Annotated in this window: 23 protein-coding genes; 12 read left to right on the forward strand and 11 right to left on the reverse strand. The window is 59.2% G+C overall.

The window, feature by feature from the left end; genetic code table 11:
• Positions 1–632 precede the first annotated feature (632 nt).
• Together DW189_RS03245 and DW189_RS03250 are read left to right on the forward strand one after the other, a co-directional pair.
• Positions 633–1,265 (forward strand): YiiX/YebB-like N1pC/P60 family cysteine hydrolase, encoded by a 633-nt coding sequence (locus DW189_RS03245; RefSeq protein WP_117506870.1) that lies wholly within the window; start codon positions 633–635, stop codon positions 1,263–1,265.
• 3 nt (positions 1,266–1,268) lie between these two features.
• On the forward strand, positions 1,269–2,357 hold the full coding sequence (locus DW189_RS03250) for an acyltransferase family protein (RefSeq protein WP_117506871.1): 1,089 nt from the start codon (positions 1,269–1,271) through the stop codon (positions 2,355–2,357).
• On the opposite strand, the gene DW189_RS03255 is transcribed toward DW189_RS03250, so the two are convergent.
• Positions 2,335–3,003, reverse strand: a complete 669-nt coding sequence (locus DW189_RS03255; RefSeq protein WP_117506872.1) for an MgtC/SapB family protein — start codon at positions 3,001–3,003, stop codon at positions 2,335–2,337. The genes DW189_RS03250 and DW189_RS03255 overlap by 23 nt on opposite strands.
• 217 nt (positions 3,004–3,220) lie before the next feature.
• Between DW189_RS03255 and rpmI the strand changes: the two genes are divergently transcribed.
• From rpmI to DW189_RS03270, 3 genes are all read left to right on the forward strand, one after another.
• Positions 3,221–3,415, forward strand: coding sequence for a 50S ribosomal protein L35 (gene rpmI / locus DW189_RS03260; protein ID WP_009598828.1), 195 nt, complete (start codon positions 3,221–3,223; stop codon positions 3,413–3,415).
• A gap of 91 nt (positions 3,416–3,506) precedes the next feature.
• The gene (gene rplT, locus DW189_RS03265; RefSeq protein ID WP_022333332.1) at positions 3,507–3,851 is read left to right on the forward strand and encodes a 50S ribosomal protein L20; all 345 of its coding nucleotides are present in this window, start codon (positions 3,507–3,509) and stop codon (positions 3,849–3,851) included.
• 72 nt (positions 3,852–3,923) lie between these two features.
• Complete coding sequence (locus tag DW189_RS03270) at positions 3,924–5,168, forward strand: MFS transporter (protein ID WP_117506873.1); 1,245 nt, start codon at positions 3,924–3,926, stop codon at positions 5,166–5,168.
• Between the two features lie 350 nt (positions 5,169–5,518).
• On the opposite strand, the gene DW189_RS03275 is transcribed toward DW189_RS03270, so the two are convergent.
• Positions 5,519–6,451, reverse strand: coding sequence for a hypothetical protein (locus tag DW189_RS03275; protein ID WP_141417943.1), 933 nt, complete (start codon positions 6,449–6,451; stop codon positions 5,519–5,521).
• Positions 6,452–6,816: 365 nt separating this feature from the next.
• Positions 6,817–7,230: a hypothetical protein gene (locus tag DW189_RS03280; protein WP_117506875.1), complete on the reverse strand. Its 414-nt coding sequence runs from the start codon at positions 7,228–7,230 to the stop codon at positions 6,817–6,819.
• Between the two features lie 144 nt (positions 7,231–7,374).
• Between DW189_RS03280 and DW189_RS03285 the strand changes: the two genes are divergently transcribed.
• Both DW189_RS03285 and DW189_RS03290 read left to right on the forward strand, forming a co-directional pair.
• Positions 7,375–7,941 (forward strand): RNA polymerase sigma factor, encoded by a 567-nt coding sequence (locus tag DW189_RS03285; RefSeq protein ID WP_117506876.1) that lies wholly within the window; start codon positions 7,375–7,377, stop codon positions 7,939–7,941.
• On the forward strand, positions 7,925–8,362 hold the full coding sequence (locus DW189_RS03290) for a hypothetical protein (protein WP_117506877.1): 438 nt from the start codon (positions 7,925–7,927) through the stop codon (positions 8,360–8,362). The genes DW189_RS03285 and DW189_RS03290 overlap by 17 nt, the downstream gene beginning before the upstream one ends.
• Positions 8,363–8,607: 245 nt before the next feature.
• On the opposite strand, the gene DW189_RS03295 is transcribed toward DW189_RS03290, so the two are convergent.
• The 4 genes from DW189_RS03295 to DW189_RS03310 all read right to left on the reverse strand — a co-directional run bounded on the left by DW189_RS03295 (position 8,608) and on the right by DW189_RS03310 (position 12,073).
• Positions 8,608–8,919: a heavy-metal-associated domain-containing protein gene (locus tag DW189_RS03295; protein ID WP_055211056.1), complete on the reverse strand. Its 312-nt coding sequence runs from the start codon at positions 8,917–8,919 to the stop codon at positions 8,608–8,610.
• Positions 8,920–8,942: 23 nt separating this feature from the next.
• A complete protein-coding gene (locus DW189_RS03300; RefSeq protein ID WP_117506878.1) occupies positions 8,943–11,279 on the reverse strand; it encodes a TonB-dependent receptor in 2,337 nt (778 codons plus the stop codon).
• Positions 11,280–11,344: 65 nt separating this feature from the next.
• Positions 11,345–11,758, reverse strand: a complete 414-nt coding sequence (locus DW189_RS03305) for a hypothetical protein (RefSeq protein ID WP_117506879.1) — start codon at positions 11,756–11,758, stop codon at positions 11,345–11,347.
• A gap of 48 nt (positions 11,759–11,806) precedes the next feature.
• A complete protein-coding gene (locus DW189_RS03310; protein ID WP_055204114.1) occupies positions 11,807–12,073 on the reverse strand; it encodes a PqqD family protein in 267 nt (88 codons plus the stop codon).
• Positions 12,074–12,147: 74 nt separating this feature from the next.
• On the opposite strand from DW189_RS03310, the gene DW189_RS03315 reads away from it, so the two are divergent.
• The 4 genes from DW189_RS03315 to DW189_RS03330 all read left to right on the forward strand — a co-directional run bounded on the left by DW189_RS03315 (position 12,148) and on the right by DW189_RS03330 (position 16,361).
• On the forward strand, positions 12,148–14,082 hold the full coding sequence (locus DW189_RS03315; RefSeq protein ID WP_117506880.1) for an ATP-dependent DNA helicase RecQ: 1,935 nt from the start codon (positions 12,148–12,150) through the stop codon (positions 14,080–14,082).
• 89 nt (positions 14,083–14,171) lie between these two features.
• Positions 14,172–14,783, forward strand: coding sequence for a 3'-5' exonuclease (locus DW189_RS03320; protein WP_117507179.1), 612 nt, complete (start codon positions 14,172–14,174; stop codon positions 14,781–14,783).
• Entirely contained in the window at positions 14,780–15,979 is a 1,200-nt protein-coding gene (locus tag DW189_RS03325) for a class I SAM-dependent rRNA methyltransferase (protein ID WP_022333321.1), read from the forward strand. The genes DW189_RS03320 and DW189_RS03325 overlap by 4 nt, the downstream gene beginning before the upstream one ends.
• A gap of 22 nt (positions 15,980–16,001) precedes the next feature.
• Positions 16,002–16,361: a winged helix-turn-helix transcriptional regulator gene (locus DW189_RS03330; protein WP_022333320.1), complete on the forward strand. Its 360-nt coding sequence runs from the start codon at positions 16,002–16,004 to the stop codon at positions 16,359–16,361.
• 274 nt (positions 16,362–16,635) lie between these two features.
• On the opposite strand, the gene DW189_RS03335 is transcribed toward DW189_RS03330, so the two are convergent.
• The 4 genes from DW189_RS03335 to DW189_RS03350 form a co-directional block, all read right to left on the reverse strand.
• Positions 16,636–17,493 carry a hypothetical protein gene (locus DW189_RS03335; protein WP_117506881.1) on the reverse strand — a complete coding sequence of 286 codons (858 nt, stop codon included), beginning with the start codon at positions 17,491–17,493 and terminating at the stop codon, positions 16,636–16,638.
• A gap of 554 nt (positions 17,494–18,047) precedes the next feature.
• The gene (gene yidC, locus DW189_RS03340; RefSeq protein ID WP_018695028.1) at positions 18,048–19,994 is read right to left on the reverse strand and encodes a membrane protein insertase YidC; all 1,947 of its coding nucleotides are present in this window, start codon (positions 19,992–19,994) and stop codon (positions 18,048–18,050) included.
• Between the two features lie 40 nt (positions 19,995–20,034).
• Positions 20,035–21,654: a CTP synthase gene (locus tag DW189_RS03345; protein WP_117506882.1), complete on the reverse strand. Its 1,620-nt coding sequence runs from the start codon at positions 21,652–21,654 to the stop codon at positions 20,035–20,037.
• A gap of 12 nt (positions 21,655–21,666) precedes the next feature.
• Positions 21,667–23,802: a DUF349 domain-containing protein gene (locus tag DW189_RS03350; RefSeq protein ID WP_181969293.1), complete on the reverse strand. Its 2,136-nt coding sequence runs from the start codon at positions 23,800–23,802 to the stop codon at positions 21,667–21,669.
• Between the two features lie 261 nt (positions 23,803–24,063).
• Here DW189_RS03350 and DW189_RS03355 point away from each other — a divergent pair, with 261 nt between their 5' ends.
• Complete coding sequence (locus DW189_RS03355) at positions 24,064–24,735, forward strand: response regulator transcription factor (RefSeq protein WP_055204100.1); 672 nt, start codon at positions 24,064–24,066, stop codon at positions 24,733–24,735.
• Positions 24,736–24,740 lie beyond the last annotated feature (5 nt).

A 24,740-nucleotide genomic window follows, 5' to 3' on the forward strand; every position in this document is an offset into this window, starting at 1 on the left:
CCTGCCGCTAGCGTTCATCCTGAGCCAGGATCAAACTCTCCATTGTATAAAATGTTTTGTTTTTAAATCTTTAGCTCAAATCTCAAAGGTATTGTTTGAAATTCACTCTCTCGCGAGAGTGGAAAACTTTTAGCTGCTCAAATACTTCAAAGAACGCTGTTCAAATATATTGCTATAAAGAACAATTTCTTTCTTTTTGCCGGGTCTGTCCTTGCGGCTTTTCCCGTTGTTCCGACCGCTGATTTTTCAGCGGAAAGTGGTGCAAAGATAAGTCATCTTTTTGAAACCACCAAATCTTTTCGAAAGATTTTTTCAGAAATTTTCAGAACCTTTTTTCTTATCGTTTCGAACCGTATTTCTTATTCGAAGCGGGTGCAAAGGTAAGTCATTTTTCCGAATCTCCAAAAGATTTTGGAACTTTTTTCAAAATTTTTCAGAACCTGTTTTTTCCGCCCCGGAGCAGTATTTCTCTCTCGAAGCGGATGCAAAGATAAGGGCATTCCGGAGTTATTTCCAAATAATTCCGGGACTTTTTTTCGACAATTTCACCACCTTTTTTACACACGGCTATCGGTCAGCGAGTTAGTTGTGAAAAATTTTTAATATATTTGCAAAAACGAACAGCGGAGACTATGAAACAGGCTTTAATATATATAGGTATGCTTCTGCTGGTCATTTCCTGCGGCCAAAACCGCGATCGCCTGCACACGGGCGACCTGCTCTTCCAGGCCGGAAAAAACACGGAGATGACCGGGGCGATCACGGCGGCGACGGGCGAAGAAGGGCCGCTGAATTTCTCACACGTGGGGATCGCCGTCGTAGGCGGAGGGGCGGATTCGGTGCTCGAAGCCACGACCGACTGCGGCGTCCGACTTACAGTACTGGCGGAATTTCTCGGACGCTCCGCAAAAATCGACGGACACCCGGCAGTAGTTGCCATGCGGTTGAAGGACACGGCCGGCATCGCGGCTGCCGTCCGCCGTGCGCGCAGCTTCCTCGGAGTCCCCTACGATTATTCGTTCCGGCCCGGAAGGGAGAAACTCTATTGCAGCGAACTGGTGTGGGAAAGCTACCGCGCCGAAAACGGCACCCCGCTTTTCACGGCGCGGCCGATGAACTTCCGCGCCGCGGACGGAACCCTGCCGCAATTCTGGGCCGACCTGTTCGACCAACTGGGCGAGCAGGTTCCCGAAGGGCTGCCCGGCACGAACCCCAACGACATGGCACGCGAGGAGCTCCTCGAAGAAGTGTACCGTTATTTCTGACCGATGGGCACCGGCACACACCACCATGACACGGCGTTCTCGATCGTCAAGGCCCTCGGCATCGTAGCGGTGGTGATTTCACACGCCGCGATCCTGACACCGCTGGAAACCTTCACCTACTATTTCAACACGGCCGTCTTCTTTTTCGTCGCGGGCTATTTCTTCGACGACGGACAGACCGCCGCCCCGGGGCGTTTCATAGGCCGCAAGCTCCGACGCCTCTACCTGCCCTACGTCATCCTGGGCACGCTCTTCGTGCTGCTGCACAACCGATTCCTGGAGTGGCACCTGATCGCCTATGACTTCTCCGCCCGGGAGGCCATCCTGCCCTACGACACCCCGGAGCTGCTCCGGACGCTGGGCCGGGTATTCCTGTTCCTGCACCACGAGCAGATGCAGGCGCCCTTCTGGTTTCTGCAAGGGCTGTTCCTCGGGCTGATGCTCTTTTTCTGCATCACGCTGGCAACCCGCAAACTCGCCCCGACGCCGACCGTGGCGGAACGGCTGCGCGGGGGCTCCATCCTGTTCCTGTTTACGGTCGCCATGCTGCTCGCCCGCCATCCGTCGGGCATTCCGGGCGAGTGGATCGCCGTCCGGACATTCGCCATCACGGGGATAATCTACCTCGGAAAACTCTTCCGCATCTTCCGCGCGCGGCTCCCGCTGGACGGGCGCATCGCAACGCTCTGCCTGGTCATCCTGCTCGCGGCGGCAGCCGCAGGCTGCCGCATCAACCTTGGCGGGAGACTTTTCGGCAACCCGGTGCTCTTCGTCGTGCTGGTGTGCACAGGATGCTACATGCTCGTCACCGCCGCAAGCCGCCTCGCGGCAACCGGCAACAGGCTGACACGGATGCTGGACTATACGGGACGGCACACCATGGCGATCATGCTGTGGCACATCCCCGCATTCAAACTGGTGATACTCTTTCAAATGTGGGTTTGCGACTACCCGCCCCGCTACCTGGCCTGCCACCCGGTCATCCCCACGGGGTCGCCCTGGTGGTGGATACCCTACACCGTGGTCGGAATCACCCTGCCGCTGGGCTTCTGCCTGCTGTACGACCGGCTCATACGATCCGTTCGACGGTAATGTCGGGATTCTCACGCAGCAGGTCGACATAGCGGTCTTCATCCGTATTCCCCTTGGCACGGATGACCAGGGTGGCCCGGTAGACGATGCCGTCGGCGCTGCGCTGTGCCTCAACCTCATAGGAGATCACGGCATATTCGCGGCTCTGCAACTCGTTGAACATCTCGTCGACCGCAGCACGCTTCGTAGCCGAAAAGACCACCATCGTCCTGCGGCGCCCCAACCCGCCAAAGACCAGCGTAAGCACTTCGAGCGCGAAGAGCGTCAGCACCGTAGCAGCTGCAGCCACGACATACATATGCGCCCCGGCCGCAAGGCCGATGCCGGCCGTCGCCCAGAGGCTTGCCGCCGTCGTAAGCCCGCGCACCAACTGGCGGTGGATGATGATCGTACCGGCGCCGATGAAGCCGATGCCGCTCACCACCTGTGCAGCGATACGGCTGGGGTCGAGCCCCACGCCTGTATGCGTCAGGATGTCGCCGAAGCCGTACTGCGACACGATCATTATCAGCGCGCTGCCCAGCGCAACCAGGAAATGGGTGCGGAAACCCGCATCCTTGACCCGGTATTCGCGGTCGAGGCCGATCACCGTGCCGCAAAGGCCTGCCACGCACAAGCGTATGATAAAATCCCACTCCATCTCCATCGTCCTGCGTTTTTTGATTTACCTATTCAAATATACGGAAAATTATCGGGATCGGCAAACCGACCTGGGGCACAGGCGGCGGACAGCCCCCGGCGTTTCCCTGCAATAACTGCGCAACGGGAATAAAAAGAGGGAGATTTTTCAGCCCCGCGATTGCGGTATGCCGAATTTTTGTTATCTTTGCAGGCTAAGTTTAACTAATTAACTATTTACGACAATGCCGAAAATGAAAACCAATGCCGCTGCGAAGAAGCGTTTTACCTTCACCGGCACAGGAAAGATCAAGCGTAAACACGCTTATCACAGTCACATCCTGACCAAAAAGACGACGAAACAGAAGCGTAACCTCTGCTACTCGGGTACGGTTTCTGCGGCCGACGAGGCCAAAATCAAGAACCTGCTGGTCAAATAATCGACCTGCGGAATTTATTAACTGGAGCGAATCAGCCCCGAAGAACGCGGGAGAACCGCGTCGCTGACAGCTCTTCAAAAACTTTACAAGTATGCCACGTTCAGTCAACGCCGTTGCATCACGCGCACGTAGAAAAAAAGTTTTGAAACTTGCCAAAGGTAACTTTGGTTCAAGGGGAAATGTTTGGACCGTTGCGAAAAACACGGTCGAAAAGGGTTTGCAGTATGCATATGCACACCGCCAGCTCAAAAAGCGGACATTCCGCTCGCTGTGGATCATGCGTATCAACGCAGCAGTCCGCGCACAGGGAATGACCTATTCACAATTTATCGGCAAACTCAACGCCAAGGGCATCGCACTGAACCGCAAGGTTCTGGCCGACCTGGCAATGAACGAGCCAAAAGCATTCGAGGCAATAGTTAAAGCAGTTAAATAAACCCTTCACGGAAGGGTTTGCAGCGGCGGACACCTCGGTGTCCGCCTTTTTTGGCACCACAGCGCAACAAGCATGGAAAACTGGAAAAAGACATTCGGGATTATCTGGAGCGGGCAGCTCGCCTCGATCCTCAGCAGCTCGGTCGTCGGCTATGCGATCATCTTCTGGATGAGCATCGAGACCGGTTCGGCCGAGGTACTGGCACTGGCCGCGATCGCGGGTATGCTGCCCCAATCGCTGCTGGGCCCGTTCGTCGGGGTCTATGTCGACCGATGGGATCGCAAACGCACGATGATCCTGGCCGACAGCTTCATCGCGTTCTGCACGCTTATCCTGGCCGTGCTTTTCTGGTTCGACGTGGCGCAGATGTGGCATATCTACATCCTGCTGGCCTGCCGCTCGGTGGGCTCGGCCTTCCATACCCCGTCGATGCAGGCTTCCGTGCCGCTGCTGGCTCCCGAAGCCCAGCTGACCCGGGTGGCGGGCGTCAACCAGATCATCAATTCGCTGTCGAACATCATCGGCCCGGCATTGGGAGCCGTGCTCATCAGCTTCACGGGCATCGGCAATATCCTGCTTCTGGACGTCGCGGGCGCCATCATCGCCTGCACCTCGCTGCTGTTCGTACGCATTCCCAATCCCGTGCGGGGCACGCTCAAACCTAATCTCTGGCGGGAGTTCCGCGAAGGGTTCAGTGCCATGCACGCCGTACCGGGCATGGGTTGGTTCTTCACGCTGGCCATCCTCGTCTGGTTTTTCATCATGCCCGTCGGGGTAATGTTCCCGCTGATGACGCTGCAACATTTCGGCGGCAACACCTACGACATGAGCCTCATCGAGATCGTATGGGGCGGCGGGGCACTTATCGGCGGCGCCATCATGGGCGCACGCGTCTACCGGGTAAACCGCATCGTCCTGGTGAACCTGATGTACCTGACCATCGGCATGTCGTTCACCCTCTCGGGGCTGCTGCCGCCCACGGCGTTCGTCTGGTTCGCAGTACTATCGGCCATCGAGGGCATTACCAGCAGCGTTTTCAATTCGTCATTCGTCTCGGTCGTACAGACCCGCATCGACGCGGGTGTCCTGGGGCGCGTGATGTCGCTCTATTACAGCTTCGGGCTGCTTCCCTCGGCTATCGGACTGCTCGGCACGGGGTTCCTGGCCGAACAGGTCGGGCTTACCACGACCTTCGTCATCGCAGGGCTGGTGATCTGCACGCTCGGGCTCACGGCTTTCTGCATCCCCTCGGTCATGCGGCTCGACAGGCGGGTGAAAAACACGGAGCCCCAGACAAAGGCAACGGACGGGAAATAAATCCCGGGCAGGGCACGGAACGACAGTAAGCAACCACGTATCCGGGTTACCCCGGAGCAACCTCCCGGCAAAACGCCCCCTGGTACGACCGGGCAGCACCGGAGCCACCGCCCACGAAACATCACCGGAACAAGTACCCGGCAAACATACCCGGGCAACACCGGGCATACGCCCGTAAATACGCCTCGGATACCACCGGAGCCACCGCCCCGGAATATGCAGGGAACAGCCCACCAGACAACAGACCGCCCGGCAATCCGCCAGTCAACCGGCCACTTGGCTAACAGGCCGCCCGGAAAATAAAAATGCGGTGCGAAAATTCGCACCGCATTTACTTTTTACAGTCAGAATTAGATCGTCACCGTATTCCCATTGTAAGAGATCGTCGTCAGCAATTTCTTGCCGTCGGCACTTACGGCATATTGCACCGTCACTTTCGGAGAGGGGAAGGCCATAAAATCGTACCCGCCGGTCATCATCGCCTCGAACTTACCCTCGCGGATGCTCGACCTCGTGTAATACTCGACATCCGTCAGCGTCATGCTCAGTTCCAGAGGCGTTGCATTGTCCATCGTATAGAACGAAGGGCCGTAAATCGCACCCGTCGTGTTCACGACGAACTTCTCACCCACGCAATCCGAATAGGTGAAATTCATGTTATCGGGCTTCAACGTCATGCGGCCGCCCCAATTCGAGGTGAAATTGCTGCCCGAATCGAGGTAGCATGCCTGATTCGCAAGGCTGATCGCATAGGCTCCGTTCTCATCGTTGTAGAGCTGCGTGGAACCGCCCACCAGCGAAGCCTTTATCGACGTATTGCCGTTGGTGGCAACCAGCACCAGTTTTTCGTCGAACGTCACCGACCAGACCTTTCCGGCCACGGCCTCTTCGAGCAGCGGGGCACCGCCCGTATCGATCAGTACAGCGCCCTCGCGCGAATAGCCGTCCATGTCCATATATGCAGGATTGAAGGTGATTTTGTAACCGGTGGTCGTCTTTTCGATCTTCGAAGAAGTGCCGAGCAACTTGCCCTTGATGGAGATGCCTTCGATTTTCACGTCCTCGAAGTTCTCCACCCCCTGCTTGTGGGCTTCGGCCACAAGCATCGCCATACGCAGACCGATGTTGGCCTGCTCGGCCGCCATGGAATACTGGCTGGATGTCCAGTTGTAGATGTTGATCCCCTTCTCAACCGGTTGCAACTTCTTATAGGTGTCGTCCTCGTTGATACACCCGGTGAAAACCATCGACGCTACCGCCGCCACAAACAAAAAATTTTTCATCATATACAATTTTAATAATACTTTACTCCTATAAACGTCCCGATTCGAAAAATACTGCGCCCGGGCATGAAAAATGTGCGAATTATTCTATTTCCATCCTGCAAACCGGGCATCCTGCCTCAAAGCATCCGCCGCCCAAAGGTGCGCCAGGCCCGGCTCAGAAAACTTCCCGGAAACCGCCCCCCCCCGGCAAATTGTCCTGCCCCGGTGCGCCGCATGGCCCTCAGCAAACCGTTCCGCCCCCGGTGCGCCGCATGGCCCTCAGCAAACCGTTCCGCCCCCGGTGCGCCGCACGGCCCCCTGCAAAACCAAAGGAGTATCCCCCAAAAGAGGGATACTCCTTTTTTCCATCCGGAAAGGCCGGGCTATTTACGCTCCCTGCCGACGATATTGCGCTCGACGACAAACGAAACGATCAGTCCGACACCGCCGAAGCAGAGAACCGACCCGCCGTAGACGATGCTCCGCATTTCGTACGAAGCATCATAGGCACACCAGTTCAGCAACATGAAGGCGAAGAGCAGCCCGAAACCGATGCCCAGCAAAAGGCAACCGGCCTTCAGGGTTCCGGACACCCCGCCCGACACGGGACGCACCGACACGGGAGCGCCGATCCTCACACCCATCGGTACGAACTTCAGGTAGTCGATCAGGGCATTGCCGTCCATTTTATCAATGATCATGCGGCGCTCGCGACGGCACACGAGCAGTTCGAAGAACTTGTAGATTCCCAGCGTAATCACGCCTACGACCAGGGGAACAAAAATAAAATCCATCATAATTTTTTAAGTATTAGAGATTAGCGATTCGTTTTTTGCGATCTTTGCCTTATTAGACGCAGCTCCGGGAAAAAGGTTACAGGTTCCGGAAAAACGGCGTCGGCATGTAACCTTTCCAGGCAAAATGCGTCTAACCGGATAGCAATGCAACAACAGGAGGAACTGGAGCTGATCCGACGGATCGTAAACGGAGAAACCGATCTGTATGCCATCCTTGCCCGGCGGTACGGGCGGGTGGTCTACACGCTGGTTTCCCGCATCGTCGGCTGCGCAGAGGATGCCGAGGAGCTGGCTCAGGACGTTTTCCTCAAGGCGTTCCGCAACCTGCACAGGTTCAACGGGCGCAGTTCGTTCCCGACCTGGCTCTTCCGGATCGCTTACAACACGGCGGTCTCCGAGACACGGCGCCGCAAACGCGAATGGGTCTGCATCGACCAGGCGCGGCTGGCGAACCTGCCCGACAGCGATGCCGAGCGGATGGATGCCTGGGAGGGAAGGCAGGAATACCTCGACGCTCTGGCCCGTGCCGTCGGAGCGTTGGAGCCCGAAGAGCGGGCGCTCGTCACACTCTTCTACTACGAAGAGTACTCCGTAAGCGAATGCGCCGGGATCACGCAGATATCGGAGTCCAACGTCAAAGTACGGCTTCACCGCATCCGCAAAAAACTGTATATACTGGTAAATACGCAACTGCATGGAAGCGAAAAATAACATAATCCGCCGCGCGCTGGAGCAAGCCCCGGGTACGCAACTGCCCGAAGGGTTCTGCGAGAGGCTCATGGAACGTCTGGAACGCGAATCGGCGCGGCGCGAACGGCGCGAAACATGGTTGCTGGGCACGGCGGGCGTACTCTGCCTGCTGGCGGTGATCGCCGGGCTCGCCTGGTATTTCTGGTACGAACCGGACGTCGGGCTGCATCTGCCCGACATGCCCTCACTCCCCGACATGCCCGCGTTCACAGGCCCGGGCTCCTTAAAATTTCCCGAACCGGATTTCCCGGCCGAAAGCAGGCGGCTGTCCCTGTTCTACGTCTTTATCGCCGCAACGTTCCTCGGCCTCGCAGGGCTCGACCTCTACCTGCGCAGGCGCAGGCACAATGCCATGAAAACAAACGGGCACCCGCACCGATAAACCGGGCATACCGGCAGCCGGGCGGATTCCGGGCAAGCGGAACGCATCCCGGCCGTCGTTCGGCATGCACCGGCCCTTATCGGCTGTCGTCCGGAATCGTACGGTAGACAGCAGACGGTGGATAGCGGGCAGTGGATAGCGGATCGGGGGGGGGAAACCGACGGCAGTACAGGAGCCCGCCCAACAACCGAAACAAAAGGGAGGACAATGGTGTCCTCCCTTTCCAATAACAAAACCCGCCGGCGTTATTTCTTCGCGCCGGCTTTTTTCGGTTCGGCCTTGACCTTGATCGAAGCAAATCCCTTGACGATATTCTCGTCGCTGTTTTTCGCAGAGTCATAGACCACGGTCACCTCCTTCTTAGGCAGGTCGACCTTCACGTCCTTGACGCCCTTGCCGAGCGAGGGGACATTGTTCATGATCTTCTTGACACAGTGTTCACAGTCGATGTCGGTCGTGAAAACCGTCGTCACCGTCTTTTTGTCGGCAGCCTTCTGCGCTGCACACATGCCCACACCCATCACGAGTGCAAGGCACAGCATTAAAATTTTCTTCATCCTGGTGTTTATTTAAAGGTTAATCAATACAAATTGAACCGCAGGCCGATATAGAACTTGCGCCCCATCAGCGGCCCCCATACGTTCATCGAGTTGAAACCCGTCGAGTAGGGGTTGTCCGCATTGAGGATCGGGTCGTGCTGGCGGTAGTCGGCGATGTTCTCGCAACCGGCATAGATGTCGAACTTGCCGACCTTGCGGCTTATCTGGGCGAAGAACATCGGGTAGCGCGGCGAATACTTGTCGTCGGCCAGGTCGCCCGTCTGCGTCGGGATGCGTGCAGGGCCGTTCAGCTGTGCCGTCGCGTCGAACACCCAGCGGCGGAATTTCGTGGCGTACTGGATGTTGAGCAGCGTCTTGTACTGGCTCACCAGCGGCCGTTCCACGCGGGCGGTCTTTCCGTCGGGGCGGTCGATCGTCATCTCGCTGTCCGTATAACGGAACGTGGCGAAGATGTCCAACCGTTCGACGGGCGTCCACGAAAAGTCGATCTGGTAGGTATCCGTATAGGAACGCTTGTCCGAATTATAGAGCACGATCTGGTCGGCGCTGTACTCCTGGTCGGCGATCACCGAGTTGTAGAACTGCGTGCGGAAATAGTCGAAACTCAGCGTCGCGTCGCCGGAACTGACCAGCCCGAAGGTCTGCGTGAGGCTTCCGCCCACCGTGAGCGCCTTCTCCAGCCGGTTGAAGCCATCGAAATCGGGGATCACGATCTGCCGTCCGGTCGCCAGCATACCGATGTTGTCGGTGATGACGTTGGTCGAACGGTATCCCAGGCCGGCCGAGCCGCGCAGCGTGGTCGAGGGGGTGATGTTCCAGCGGATATGCCCGCGGGGAGTCACGAAGAACTTGTCATAAAACGCATTGTAATCACCGCGGATACCCGCCACGACCGAGAACTTGTCCTTGATCGAATAGGTATACTCGGCATAGGCACCCACTTCCTGCTCGTTGCGGTCGAAGTCGTAGAGCGTAGCCGGAGCTGCCGCAATCCACGGGGTGTTGTTGGCAAAACTCTCGCGGTAGTACTGCAAATGTCCCTGTGCACCGACGATCAGCGACGACCGGTAGGTGAAATAGTGGTTGTACATGAGGTTCAGCGAGAGCGTATTCTCATTGCCGCGGTAGTGGTTCAGCCCGAAATAGGCGTTCTCGTTGAAGTGGTCGAAATCGGCCACGAAAGCCAGGTTCGAACGCATCTCGTCCTGCTCGTCGGCATCGTAGACCGACGGGCCGACGGGCATACCTATTTTAAAATAACCGTTCGCGCCGCGGTTGCGGATCTTCGAACCGTAGAGGGGCATATCGGCGCCCGTCTCCTTCCAGTTCCAGTTCTTCTCCATCTCGCCGCGCATCGAATTCTTGTAGTCGAGCATACCGCCCAGGCGGTTCTCCTGTACGAATTTCCATCCCCAGCGGATCTGCGTACCGTTATCGGCCGCATAAAGCCACTTGTTGGCCACGTTGATCTGGTCGGAGAGCGGCAGGTCGCGGAATCCGTCGTCGTTGTGATCCATCTTACGGACGTCGGTATCCATCGAACCGTGGAGCAGGATGACGCTCGACAGTTTCTTGTCCTTCGTGACGGGGAACGCCGTCGAGATGTTGGCCTCGGGGCGCAGTTCGTCGTCCAGATAGAGGTTCACGAACAGCCTCTCGTCGTCCGTCGGCTTGCGGTGCTCGAGGTTGATCTGCCCCGTGATGGCCTCATGCCCGGCCGTCACCGACGCCACGCCCTTCGATACCTGAATCGAATTGAGCCACATGCCGGGCGTGTAGCTCAGTCCGTAGGGGGCGCTCAGCCCGCGCATGATCGGGCGGTTTTCGTCGAGGATCTGGGTATAGGTACCTGCCAGGCCGAGCATCTTGATCTGCCGTGCGCCCGAAATGGCGTCGCTGTACCCGACGGTCACCGACGCCGAGTTCTCGAAGCTCTCGGCCAGATTGCAGCAGGCCATCTTGCAGAGGCCCGCGAACGAGATCATCTCGCCCTTGACGATGCCGTCACGCTTGACGAAGTTGCCGCTCAGATTACCCTCGACCACCACGTCCTCCAACGCCACGCCTTCGGAAGCGAGCGTGAATTCGATACGCTCCGCACCGCCTGCCACACGCAGCGTGTCGTTCACATATCCCAGATACGAGGCGACCAGATTGTCGTAACCTTTTACCCGATGGAGCAGGAACGCCCCCTGGGCATCGGTGCTGGCACCGATCGTAGTACCCTCCCAGTAAACCGAAGCGCCCACCAGCGGCTGGTTGTCGGCGTCGCGGACTACACCCCGCAAATCCTGTGCGCTGAGGGTTCCGCACACGGCAAGGGAAGAAACAGATAAAATGATTTTGTTGATTTTCATTACATTCCGTTATTGGTTAAAACTATTTGCGGGCGGATGCGCGCAGCATCCGTCCCAAAAAGGTTTTAAGCCAATACGGGAGGGGCACGAAGGCCTGCGGAGCGCACATGGCCCCGCATGACGAAAGGATCGCCGCGTTCGGGAAGCGTCTCCCCGAAGAACTTGAGGACGGCCGCGACCGGAGCCTCCGCAACCAATGCGGGCGGCAGGTCGGTGACCGTGCAGCGGATGAATCTCTCGTGGTTATCGGAAGAAGAACCCGTATAGAGTTCGATTTCGGTCGAATGGTGGTTACCGCAGCAGGGAGCCTTCAGCGACTCGCCGGCACCCGCGGCATCGGCGCTGTGCTGGCAGTGGTGGCAGCAGACATGCGACGACATCGTGACGCACTTGCACGAAAGCGACACATACGCAGGGCCGCCCCACGCCGTCAGGTAGATGGCGAGCAGCAACAGCGATATGAGTCTTTTCAATTTCATGCTACCTTTCAGGTTTTCCGCCCGTGCAGCGGACACGTGCCGCGCAGGTTACTCCAGCACGCCGCATTCGGCGAGCTTCGCAGCCCAGGCCCCGGCATCGCGCTGTGCGGTGGCTTCGTCCACGTCGTAACGCTCCAACAACAGGGCGGCTGCGTCCCCGGTGGTAAAGTCCTTGCCGCCGAGCGCCTCCCAAAGATAGAGCGACGAATCGTTGAGCGCCAGGATACGGGTCATGTCGGCACCGCAGCGGCCCGGCATGATAATCACATGCTCCCCCGCCATCTCGCGCACTTTGAATTTTTCGCTTATCTTCATTTGTCGAACGTCTAATCCGATGCAAAAGTATAAAAAATTCCGGGAAACACCTAATTTTTCCTACCTTTGTATTCATGGAAAGGCCAGCGGACAAGATATACGACGTACTGAAACGCTACTGGGGCTTCACCGAATTCCGCCCCGTACAGGAGCGTATCATCCGTTCGGTGATGGACGGGCGCGACACCCTGGCCCTGATGCCCACGGGCGGCGGAAAGTCGCTTACCTACCAGATCCCCGGGCTTGCGCAGGAGGGGCTGTGCATCGTCGTGACGCCCCTGATCGCCCTGATGAAAGACCAGGTCGACCGCCTGCGGGCACGGCACATCCCGGCCGTGGCGATCCATTCGGGGCTCTCGCCGCGTGCAATCGACATCGCGCTGGACAACTGCGTCTACGGCGACGTCAAGTTCCTTTACGTCGCCCCCGAGCGGCTCGCAACGGAGGCCTTCCGCCTGCGCGTCGTGCGCATGAACGTATCGCTCGTGGCCGTCGACGAAGCCCACTGCATCTCACAGTGGGGCTACGACTTCCGCCCTTCGTACCTGCGCATCGCCGAGCTGCGCGAAAAACTGCCCGGCGTCCCGGTGCTGGCGCTCACGGCCTCGGCCACGAAACTCGTGGCCGAAGACATCATGCGCCACCTGCATTTCGCCGAACCGCATATCCTGCGGAGCAGCTTCGCACGTCCCAACCTTTCGTACAGCGTCCGCCACACCGACGACAAGAACGGGCAGCTGCTGCGCCTGGTACGCAACGTCCCCGGTTCGGGCATCGTCTACGTCCGTACGCGCGAAGGCACCGAGCAGGTCGCCGACATGCTGCGCAGGGAGGGTATAACGGCCGCGGCCTACCACGGGGGCATGGGGCATGCCGAACGCTCGCTACGACAGGAGGAGTGGGTCTCGGGCAGGACGCGCGTGATGGTCGCCACCAACGCCTTCGGCATGGGCATCGACAAACCCGACGTGCGCTTCGTCGCCCATTACAGCATGTGCGACTCGCTCGAGAGCTACTACCAGGAGGCCGGCCGAGCGGGCCGCGACGGCATGCGGAGCTACGCCCTGCTGCTGGTATCGTCGGACGACGGCGAACGCATCGTGCGGCGTTTCGAGCAGGAATTCCCGCCGCTCGAAAAGATCAAGGACATCTACGAACGGGTCTGCTCCTACCTGCAGGTCGGCATCGGCGACGGTGCCCAGGCGTCGTTCCTGTTCAACATCCACGACTTCTGCGCCCGCGAGCACCTCTACTCCGGCACGGTCGTGAGCGCCCTGAAGCTCCTGCAACAAAACGGGTACATGACGCTGACCGACGCACAGGAAAACCCGGCACGGATCATGTTCTGCATAAGCCGCGACGACCTCTACAAACTCCGCGTACAGCGCGACGAGCTGGATCACTTCATCCGCACGCTGCTGCGCCTCTACAACGGGGTCTTCACCGAATTCCGGCAGATCGACGAGGGCGAGATCGCCACCTGGAGCGGCTATACCGTGCAGCGGGTCAAGGAGCTGCTCAAACGCCTCTGGCAGTTGCGCGTGATCCGCTACGTCCCCTCCAACCGCTCGCCGATCCTCTTCATGGACGAGGAGCGGCTGCCCCGCGCCGACCTCTACATCGCCCCCGAGACCTACAAACGGCGGCAGGAGCTGATGCGCGAACGCTTCGAACACATGCTCGCCTACGCCGCGAACGAGACCCGTTGCCGCAGCGCCGTTCTGGAAGGGTATTTCGGTGAAGGCGCCCCTGCGGCATGCGGCGTATGCGACATCTGCCTCGCACACAAACGTGCCGGGAAGCGGCAGGCGCAGGGAGGCACAGCGCCGTCGTCCGACGGCGGGCTGCGCGAAAAACTGCTCCAAAGGTTGTCCCGCGGGGCTGCCGACCCGCACGAACTGGCCGCGGAATTCCCCGGGGAGGCACAGCAGATAGGCCGGGCGCTGCGCGAATTGCTCGACGAAGGCATCGCCGGCACGGGCAGGGACGGGAAAATCGGGTTAAAATAGGGTCGTAACCGCCCGCGGGGATGTAAAAAATCGCCCCGCATGCCGTTTTCCGGAAATAATTCCCTATTTTTGTGAGAATGTTCCACGGCATGACTACGACAAACAACTTTACGGATAAGATCAGCAACGAGGAGGCCGCAGCGCTTCCGGCCATCGAATTCAGGGGCGAAATACGCATCGTCGACAACGAGCGCGACATCGTCCCCGCCTGCAAATTCCTGATGAAACAACGCGTCATCGGTTTCGACACCGAGACCCGCCCGTCGTTCCGGCCCGGGGTGACGTTCCGCGTGTCGCTGCTGCAACTCTCCACGCCGCAGCTATGCTTCCTTTTCCGGCTGAACAAGATCCCGTTCGCTAAGCCGATCCTGCAGGTGCTCGAAAGCAAGGAGATCCTGAAGATCGGCGCCGACGTCGCCGGCGACCTGCGCTCGCTGCGCCAGATACGCCATTTCCGCGACGCAGGGTTCGTCGACCTGCAAACGATAGCCCCCCAGTGGGGCATCGGGGAGAAGAGCCTGCGCAAACTCTCGGCCATCGTGCTAGGGCAGCGCGTATCGAAAGCCCAGCGGCTGAGCAACTGGGAGGCCGCGACATTCACCGACAAACAAAAACTCTACGCCGCGACCGATGCGTGGGTCTGCACGGCGATCTACGACCGACTGCTTCACACACCCAAAATCAAACATCCCGAATTATGACACCCCAAGTATACCTGCGCAAAGGCAAGGAAGAATCACTCATGCGCCGCCACCCGTGGATTTTCTCGGGCGCCATCGACCACATCAAGGCTGAAGACGAATCGGAAATCACGGAAGGCGCCCTGGTCGAAATATATACCCGCACGGGCGATTTCATCGCCCTGGGACACTACCAGATCGGCTCGATCGCTGTGCGTGTGCTTACATTCGACAAGGAACCGATCGACCAGGCCTGGTGGAACCGGCGCATCGCCGTGGCCTACGACGTACGGCGCACGCTTGGACTCACGGACAACCCCGACACGGACTGTTACCGCCTCGTCCACGGCGAAGGCGACGGGCTGCCGGGGCTCGTGGTGGACATCTACGGCACGGTGGCCGTCGTCCAGTGCCACTCCGTCGGCATGTACCTCGCCCGTCAGGATATTGCGCGGGCGATCCTGGCTGCCTACGGCGACCGCATCACGGCCATCTACGACAAAAGTTCGCAAACCGTGCCCTTCAACGCCAGGCTGGGTGCCGTGGACGGATACCTGTGGGGGAGCTCCGACCATTCGGCGCACGTGGTGACGGAGAACGGCGAGAAATTCCTCGTCAACTGGGAGCAGGGGCAGAAAACCGGGTTCTTCCTCGACCAGCGCGAAAACCGGGAGCTGGTCAAACGCTACTCGAAGGGGCGCACGGTGCTCAACACCTTCTGCTACACGGGGGGCTTCTCGGTCTATGCCATGGCCGGTGGCGCCGAGAAGGTCTGCTCGGTGGACTCTTCGGAACGCGCCGTCGTGCTGGCCACGGAAAACATGAAACTCAACTTCGGCCCGCAGGCCAACTTTACGGAAACGGCCGCCGATGCCGTGGAGTACCTCAAGGACATCGAAGACAAATACGACCTGATCATCCTCGACCCACCGGCCTTCGCCAAGCACCACAAGGTGCTGGGTAATGCCATGCAGGGCTACAAGCGCCTCAACGCCCGCGCCATATCGCAGATACGCCCCGGCGGCATCCTCTTCACGTTCTCCTGCTCGCAGGCGGTGTCGAAGGAGCTGTTCCGCACGATGATTTTCTCGGCCGCGGCCATCGCGGGCCGCAACGTGCGCATCCTGCACCAGCTGACGCAGCCCGCCGACCACCCGGTGAGCATCTACCACCCCGAAGGCGAGTACCTCAAGGGACTGGTGTTGTATGTAGAATAAGGAAAGACCGCCCCGAACGGACATGGAAAAAACCGCACACCCGACCTATGCCCACTGCCCGATCCGCCATATCGTCGACCGCTTCGGGGACAAGTGGTCGCTGCTGGTACTCTACAACCTCCATACGAGCGGGTGCCTGCGTTTTTCGGAAATCCACCGCCGGACGGCCGACATCTCGCAGAAGATGCTCACATCGACACTCCGCAAGCTGGAACAGGACGGGCTGCTGTCGCGCAAGGTCTACCCCGAGGTACCGCCCCGCGTGGAATATGCGCTCACGCCCCGCGGCGAGTCGCTCATGCCCCACCTCACAGCGCTTATCGGGTGGGCAGAGGAAAATTTCGACGCCATCCTCGAAGACCGGGAGCGGGAAAAGATATAGCGACGGCCAGGGTCTGCCCGGCAAATCAAGCGGATACCCGCGGACAGCCCCCTGTCGTCAGCCGACAGCAAAACGTTGTCAGCCGACAGCAAAATAAGGACGCTCCCACAACGAGCAACGGGAAACGCCCATCCGCGGAACCGGGCGCCCCGCAAGCAAGACAGCGGGAGCCAGTCGCCCCCCGGAAATGCGCCCGCAAAGGCATCGGCTGGCGGCAACGAGATCGGCATCCGGCACATACCCTCAACAAAAAAAGTCCCTTCCGGGACTTTTCCTATTTTACCTTTTCATAGACATACACCTCGTGCAGTTCGCTTTCGTACCCCGGGTAGAAACCCCTGACCATTCCCAGCACGATGCGCGAACCCCGGTTCGAAAGTACCAGCAGTTCGTCCGTTGCAGGGTCGACGGTCAGCCCCTCGATCTCGCCCGCGCGCCGGAAATCGGACATCATGCGGAACGGCAACACCGTGGCATAGCTTTTCCCGTCGCGCAGGTCGGCAATATAGAGGTTGTCCGGCTCGTCCAGGTCGGCATCGCCGTCGTCGGCCGAAATGAGCATCTGCCCGTCGGCCATATATATCCCTTGCTGCCACTGCGGCACCGGACGCAAGTGGACTTTGCGCACATACTTGCCCGTCGCCAGGTCATAACCGTACAGGTAGCGCCCGTCGACCCAGTCGGCCATCCAGACCATATTCCGGTCGCGGTCTACGGCCAGCCCGCACACCTCGACCTGACCCGAGGCCGGTTCCCAGTCGATCGACCGCTTCCACGTCAGGTCGTCGGCATCGTACACGGCGACCTGGATATGCTCGCCCTTGCCGTCGTCGAAAGTCTCGATGCCGGCATAAATCTCACCGTTCCAGACGTCGATATCGCCGATATGGTTCGCGGCGAGCGGCAACCCTTCGAACGGCTGTCCGTTACGGGCGACCAGCCGCCCCTGCTTGTCGTACTTGTAGAGCGCCGTACTGCCCGAAACATAATAATAGTTCGAGTCGGCGGCGATTCCCTGCCGGCCTTCGACCGGGAAAACCCGTGACAGGCGGTACTCCCCGCCCAGTGTCTGCGCCCTAAGTACGGTTCCGCCCGCCAACAGGAGCAATACAAAAAAAGTTCGTTTCATCATGGCTGCAATACTATTTGGCAATCATATACTTGACACGTTCGGCCTCACGGCCCGGATTTTCGTTTCCCACCCTGTGCCCCTGGATTTCCGTGCTCCAAATTCCGCGCCCCGGATTCACACCCGGCTTCGTACTCCGGCAGCTGTCGTGTCCCCCCCCCGGCCGCACCCGAAACACCGTCCTGCCCCGAGGCAACTTCGGCCTTGCTGCCCGGATTTTTTCATCCCCGGCTGCGCGCCCCGGCAACTGTTGTGCAGCGCCCCGGCTGCACCCGCGGCCCGATCCTCCCCGGAGCGCTTCCCCGAGGGGACTTCTGCCTCGCCGTCCGGCAACACCTGAAAAGGCCGCCGCCGCGTAGTCGGGATATACGATCGCAAACCCGACGGAGCAAAAACGAGGCCGGAGCCGGATACCCGCATCGCAGGAACCGCCTCCGGCCTATTCATATTCGCGTATCGTCGGGCTTCGCGGAACCGCGCGGGCCACCGGGCTTCACGCATCGGCCTGCACCGTATCCGGCAATCCCCGCCGCCGGCCCTGCGCCGGTGCGAACCGTTTACTTGCGTTTGGTACGCTGCTGCGCCTCCTGCTGGCGGAGGAGCTCCTCGTAGCGCTGCTGGAACTTCGACTTCTTGCCCTTGCTCCGTTTGGCGGCATTGGCCTGCATGACGGCATGGATCTTATCGTCGTCGACCATGCGGCGGATCAGCAACGTCTGGCCGATGGTAAAGAGGTTCGACAGCAGGTAGTAGTAGCAAAGGCCGCTCGAATAGCTGTTGAACCACAACAGCATCATGATCGGCATCATGTAGACCATCATGAACTTCATACCGGCCATCTGGGGCTGGGACGAAGCCGTCTGTTGGTAGTTGAAATACGAATACCCGAACAGCGACACGGCCATCAGCAAGGCGAAAAGGCTCACATGGTCGCCGTAGAACGGGATCGAGAACGGCAGGTTCACGATGCTGTCGTACGACGAAAGGTCGTCGGCCCAGAGGAACGGCTGTTCGCGCAGCTCGATCGAAGCCGGGAAGAAGCGGAACATGGCGATCAGGATCGGCATCTGGATCAGCATGGGGATACATCCGCCCATGGGGTTGATGCCCGCTTTCTTGTAGAGCTCCATCGTCGCCTGCTGTTTTTTCATGGCGTCCTCCTTCTTGGGGTATTTCTTGTTGAGCTCGTCCACCTGCGGTTTTATCAGGCGCATCTTCGCCATCGAGACGTAACTCTTGTACGTAAGCGGAGAGATGACGAGTTTCACCAGGATCACCAGGATCAGGATGATGATGCCGAAGCTGGCGATATAATTGCGTAGGAAGTCGAAGACCGGGATCACGCACCAACGGTTCACCCAGCCGAAGATACCCCATCCCAGCGGGATCAGGCGCTCCATGTGCAGTTCCTCGCCGTCCGCAGCGACGACCTTCTTGAGGATGGCGTATTTGTTCGGGCCGAAATAGAATGCAAAGTCATACCCTTCGGTCTGCACCGTATAGGGCACGGTCATCTGCGCCGAAAAACTCTTCAGTAATTCCGAACCGGGAGCCGCCGTATCGAACGCCAGGTTGGCGTTGGTGACATTTTGCGGGGCGATGAACGCCGACGAAAAGAACTGCTGCTTAAAAGCCACCCAGTTGACCGATGTGGAGATGCTCTTCGACTTGGATTTTTCGCTCATCCCCAGATCCTCGATCGAGCTCTCGCCCGGGAACCGGTACGAGATCGTCGTGTACATGTTCTCGTTCTGGAATCCCTTTTCGTTCTGGTAGGAATTGTTCGACCAGTCGATACCGATCGACGCCTGGTTGGCCATCTGCGGCGCCATATTCACCAGCCGCACGTTGAAGTCCACGAGGTAGTCGCGCTCGGGCACCTGCTTATTATATATAAGGTACTCATATTCGAGCCAGGCATCCGCTGCCACAGGCAGGCGCATCACCACCCTCCGGGCATCGCCTTCGACCTGTTCGGGCTGGGCCCGGAAGACATAGTCCATCGTGTTGACCTTGACGTTATTCAAGCCGTTCTTCACGTAGAACGAAAGGTCGAACCTGGCACTCGCGGGATCCATCAGCTCGATCAGCTGGTCACGCTTGCCGCGGGGTGCATACTTGGTGTAATCCTTGAGCGTCACGCCCGTGATCCGGCCGCCGCGGGTCGAAAAGGTCACGATCATCACATCGTTCTCGACGGTAAACTCCTCCGCCTCCGCGTCGCGCGCACCGGCGAGGTATTCGCCCAACGCAGCGACCTGCTGCCGGCGTACGGCATCGGCGGCATTTGCCGCAGCCTCGGGCGCAGCCGTATCCGAAGCCGCCACGGCCGTACTGTCGGCTACGGGGACTACGGGGCGCGTCGCAGCGGCCACAGAATCCTGATAGGCCTGATACGCGGCCATTTCCTGCTGATATTTCTCCTGCTGTTTGGTATTGAAATAGGCGAACCCCAGGAAAAGCGCCGCCACGACGACAATACCTAAAATTGTTTTTTTATCCATTTAAAATTGTTTCGTTCTTTCGCTGTTATGAGTGTTGATATTATTTCTTCCCGGCATATTCGAGTGCCGCTCCCACAAATGCCACGAACAGCGGCGAGGGGCTCAGCACCGTACTCTTATATTCGGGATGGTACTGCGTACCGACGAACCAGGGATGCCCCTCGACCTCGACGACCTCGACCAGCCCCGTGTCGGGATTGATACCCACGGCCTGCATACCGGCACCTTCGAACGCAGCCAGGTAATCATTGTTGAATTCGTAACGGTGACGGTGACGCTCCGAAATATGGAGCTTGCCGTAGGCCGCCGCGACTTTCGAACCTTTCTTCAGCGTACAGGGATAAGCGCCCAGACGCATCGTGCCGCCCTTGGCCGTCACGCCCTTCTGCTCTTCCATCAGGTCGATCACCGGATGGGGCGTAGACTCCATTTCGCTCGAATTCGCATCGGCCAGACCCAGCACGTTGCGTGCGAATTCGATCACGGCGCACTGCATACCGAGGCAGATTCCCAGGAACGGGATCTTGTTCTCACGTGCATAGCGCACAGCGACGATCTTACCTTCGATACCGCGGTTGCCGAAGCCCGGGGCCACGAGGATACCGGACATCCTGCCCAGCTTCTCGGCCACATTCTCGGCTGTGACCTTTTCCGAATTGACATAGCGCAACTTGACCTTGCAGTCGTTCACGGCCCCTGCATGGATGAATGATTCGCAAATCGACTTGTAAGCGTCGGGCAATTCGGTATATTTGCCGACCAGCGCGATCTCGATCTTCTTGGCCGGGTGCTTCACCTTCTCCACGAAGGCCGTCCACGCCGCCATGTCGGGTTCCTTCTCGGCCGGCAGGTTCAGCTTGTCGAGCACCACCTCGTCGAGGTGCTGTTCGTGCATCTTCAGCGGCACTTCGTAGATCGTCGGCACGTCGATCGACTCCATCACGGCGTTGGCGTCGACATTGCAGAACAACGCCACCTTGCGGCGCAGGTTGGTCGACAGCGGATGCTCCGTGCGCAGCACGAGGATGTCGGGCTGCAACCCGTTTTCGAGCAGGGCCTTGACCGAATGCTGCGTGGGCTTGGTCTTCAGTTCGCCCGAAGCGGCCATATAGGGGATCAGCGTCAGGTGCACGAGCGCCGTGCTCTTGTAGCCCAGCGAATAGCGCAGCTGGCGTACCGATTCGATGAACGGCAGCGACTCGATGTCGCCCACCGTACCGCCGATCTCGGTGATGATCACGTCGTAAACTTTCTTCTGCGCCAGCATCTGGATACGGCGCTTGATCTCGTCGGTGATATGGGGGATGACCTGCACGGTCTTGCCCAGGTACTCGCCCTTGCGCTCCTTCTCGATCACGCTCTTGTAGATCTTGCCCGTCGTGACGTTGTTGGCCTTCGACGTGGGCTGGTTCGTGAAACGCTCGTAGTGCCCCAGGTCGAGGTCGGTCTCGGCGCCGTCCTCGGTCACGTAGCATTCGCCGTGTTCATAGGGGTTCAGCGTGCCGGGGTCGACGTTGATGTAGGGGTCGAGTTTCTGGATGGTCACCGAATAGCCTCGGGCCTGCAGCAAGCGGGCGATCGAGGCCGAAATAATACCCTTGCCGAGCGACGATGCGACACCGCCCGTAACAAATATGTACTTGGGTTTGGAAAGTATCATTACTGACTATATCTATTTATTTTCGTTGTGCTCCTGGTTCTCCTCCTGTGCCTGGCGGTCGATGAGCTTCACCTTCTCGATCGCGGCGGCCATCTCTTCGCGGGCGCGGTCGATCTTGGCCTTCACATCGGCGACGAGCGCCTCGGCGTTCTTCGACTTGGCGAAGAAACCGATGTTGTTCTCCAGCAGGCCGATCTCCTGTTCGAGCTGGCGCACCTTATTGTAAAGGCGCTCGCGCTCCGAACGCAGGCGGTTGCTGCCCGCCGATTTGAGCGACGAGACCTTCTCGCGGAAACGGTTCATCGAACGGTCGCGCTCCGAACCGCGCAGCGTGTTGAACAGCGCATCGACGGCGGCCTTGTATTTCTTCTGTACGGCATCCTTCTGCTTGATGGGCACGAACCCGATCTCGCCCCAGCGGCGCTGGAACTCGCGGATTACGTCGTATCCGCCGGCCTTGACGTCGGCCGCGGCCATCTCATCGAGCAAGGCGAGTTTCTGCCGGAGGTTCTCCTCGTGCTCGCCGTCCACACTGGCGAAATGCGAAGCCTTGCGCTCGAAGAACTTGTCGCATGCGGCACGGAAACGCTTCCAGATCGCATCCGAATGGCGGCGCGACACGGCACCGATCTCCTTCCAGCGGGCCTGCAGGGCGATCAGCTCGTCGGTGGCCTTCTTCCACTCCTCGCTGTTCATCAGCGACTCGGCGGCCTCGCATATCTCGGTCTTCAGCTGCAGGTTGTGCTCCATCTCGGTCTTCACCCCGGCATAAAACTGCCGCTTGGCCTCGAAGAACCTGTCGCATGCCGTGCGGAAACGCTCGTAGATACGGTTGTTGTCCTTCTTGGGTGCGAAGCCGATGGTTTTCCAGGTCTTCTGGATCTCCAGCAGGCGGTCGCTCGCACGGTTCCACTCCTTGCGGGTCGTGAGCGGCTGCGCGGCCAGCTCCTCGGTGGCGGCACAAAGCTCCGTCTTGAGTTCGAGGTTTTTGACCTGCTCGCCCTTGAGCGATTCGAAATGCTCCTGATGCTGTTTGTTGATACGGCTCGACGCCGCCTTGAAGCGCTCCCAGAGCACCTCTTTATATTCATTGGCTACGGGGCCCGTCTCGCGCCACTCGTCATGCAGCTTCTGCAACTTGTGGAACGCCTCCACGACCGAAGGCTCCAGCACCAGCGCTTCGGCCTGCTCGCAGAGGGCGATCTTCTGCTCGTAGTTCTTCTTCAGGTCGAGGTCGCGCAGCTCCTTGTTGATTTTGATGAAGCTGTAAAAATTCTCGACATGCAGGTTGTAGGTCTCCCACAGGTCTTTGACGTTCTGCTGCGGCACGATGCCGGTCTCCTTCCAGCGCTGCTGCAATTCGCGGAACTTATTGAAGGTATGGTTGAGCGTCTCGTCCGAATTGACCAGTTCCTTGAGCTCCTCGATGATCCCGAGCTTGACCTGGAGGTTCTTCTCCTTCTCGGCCTCGAGGTTTGCGATGAACTCGTCGCGGCGATGGCGGTACTCCTTGAACAACTCCTTGAGCTGTACTTCGGCGCCGTCCACGGCCGGTGCGAAATCCTCTTCGCTGCCCCCCTCCTCGACGAACTTGCGGCGTGCGGCCTCGACCTCGGCGCGGCGGATGCGGTAGAAAGCGATCTTCAGCGCCTCCACATCCCGGCGGATCGACTGCACGGGCTGCTCTTCGAGCATACGCGTAAAGAGGGCTACCAGCTCTTCCTTGCCCTTCCCGGCAAACTTGTCCTCGGCGGACGGCGCTTCCTGGGCCAGTTGGTCGGCAGCGGCCTCTTCAGCCGTCTCGCCCTCCAGTTCCAGCCCGGCATCCTGCGCGGCGAGCGCCGCCTCCTCGTCCGCGAAATCCACTTCGGCACCGGCCGGCACGGCCTCCTCGCCGGATTCGGTCTCCACCGCCTCGGCAACGGGCTTGATACGGGCACGCTTCGCACGCGGCGCGGCCTCGGGTTCCGCCACGGGCTCCTCCGCCGCAGGCGCTTCAGCCACGGGCACCTCTGCCGCGGGCACCTCTGCCGCGGGCGTTCCCGCAACGGATTTTTCCGTCTCGGGTTCTTCTGCCGCGGGTGTTTCCACGACGGGTTCCGCCTCCGCTGCTGCGGAGGCCTCGGTTTCAGGGACTTCGGAAGTCACTTCGGAAGTTACGGTCTGCACATCTTCAGCAGCATCGCTGACTCGCTCCTCGGGAGCAGGAAGATTCGGATTTTCAGTAGCCATCTCAGTACACGTTTTTGATTTCCATATATACGGAAGTATATAAATCTCGCAAATATAACCATTTTTCCCGGGCTACCGAACGATTTAGCCGGAAATTTGCTAACTTCGCCCGAGATATGAGCGGCACGCAACCGCGCCCAATTGCCGCGTGCGATACAAAACCTGTCAACCGGAACCATGAGCCACCGCATCCTGCTTGTCGACGATGAAATCGACATCCTCGAATTCGTGAGGTACAACCTCCAGAAGGAGGGCTACGAAGTATTCACGGCGCAGAACGGCGCCGAGGCGCTGAAGGCCGCCGCCGAGTGCCGTCCGCACCTGATCCTGCTGGACATGATGATGCCCGTCATGGACGGTGCGCAGACCTGCCGTGCCATCCGCCAGGATCCGCAGCTGCGCGACACGATGGTGGTATTTCTCTCGGCGCTGGGCGAGGAGGATCAGCAGCTTACGGGCTTCGGTGTCGGGGCGGACGACTACCTCACCAAGCCGATCAAGATGAAGCTGCTGGTCAGCCGCGTGCAGGCCATCCTCAAGCGGATCGACGCCGAAACCGCGCCGGCGGAACCTGCCGCGGCAGGCATCGCCGTCGACCGCGAGCATTACACCGTGACGCGCGACGGCCACGAGATAGCCCTTCCGCGCAAGGAATTCGCGCTGCTCGACCTGCTCTATTCGTCGCCCGGGAAGCTCTTCTCGCGCGAAGAGATATATACGAAGATCTGGGGCACCGAGGTGGTCGTGGGCGACCGCACCATCGACGTGCACATCCGCAAACTGCGCCAGAAGATCGGCGACGAACGCATCGTCACCATCAAGGGCGTGGGCTACAAATTCGAACCCTGAGCCGG

Source organism: Alistipes sp. AM16-43, from assembly GCF_003435745.1.
GTDB classification, from domain to species: Bacteria; Bacteroidota; Bacteroidia; order Bacteroidales; family Rikenellaceae; genus Alistipes; species Alistipes onderdonkii.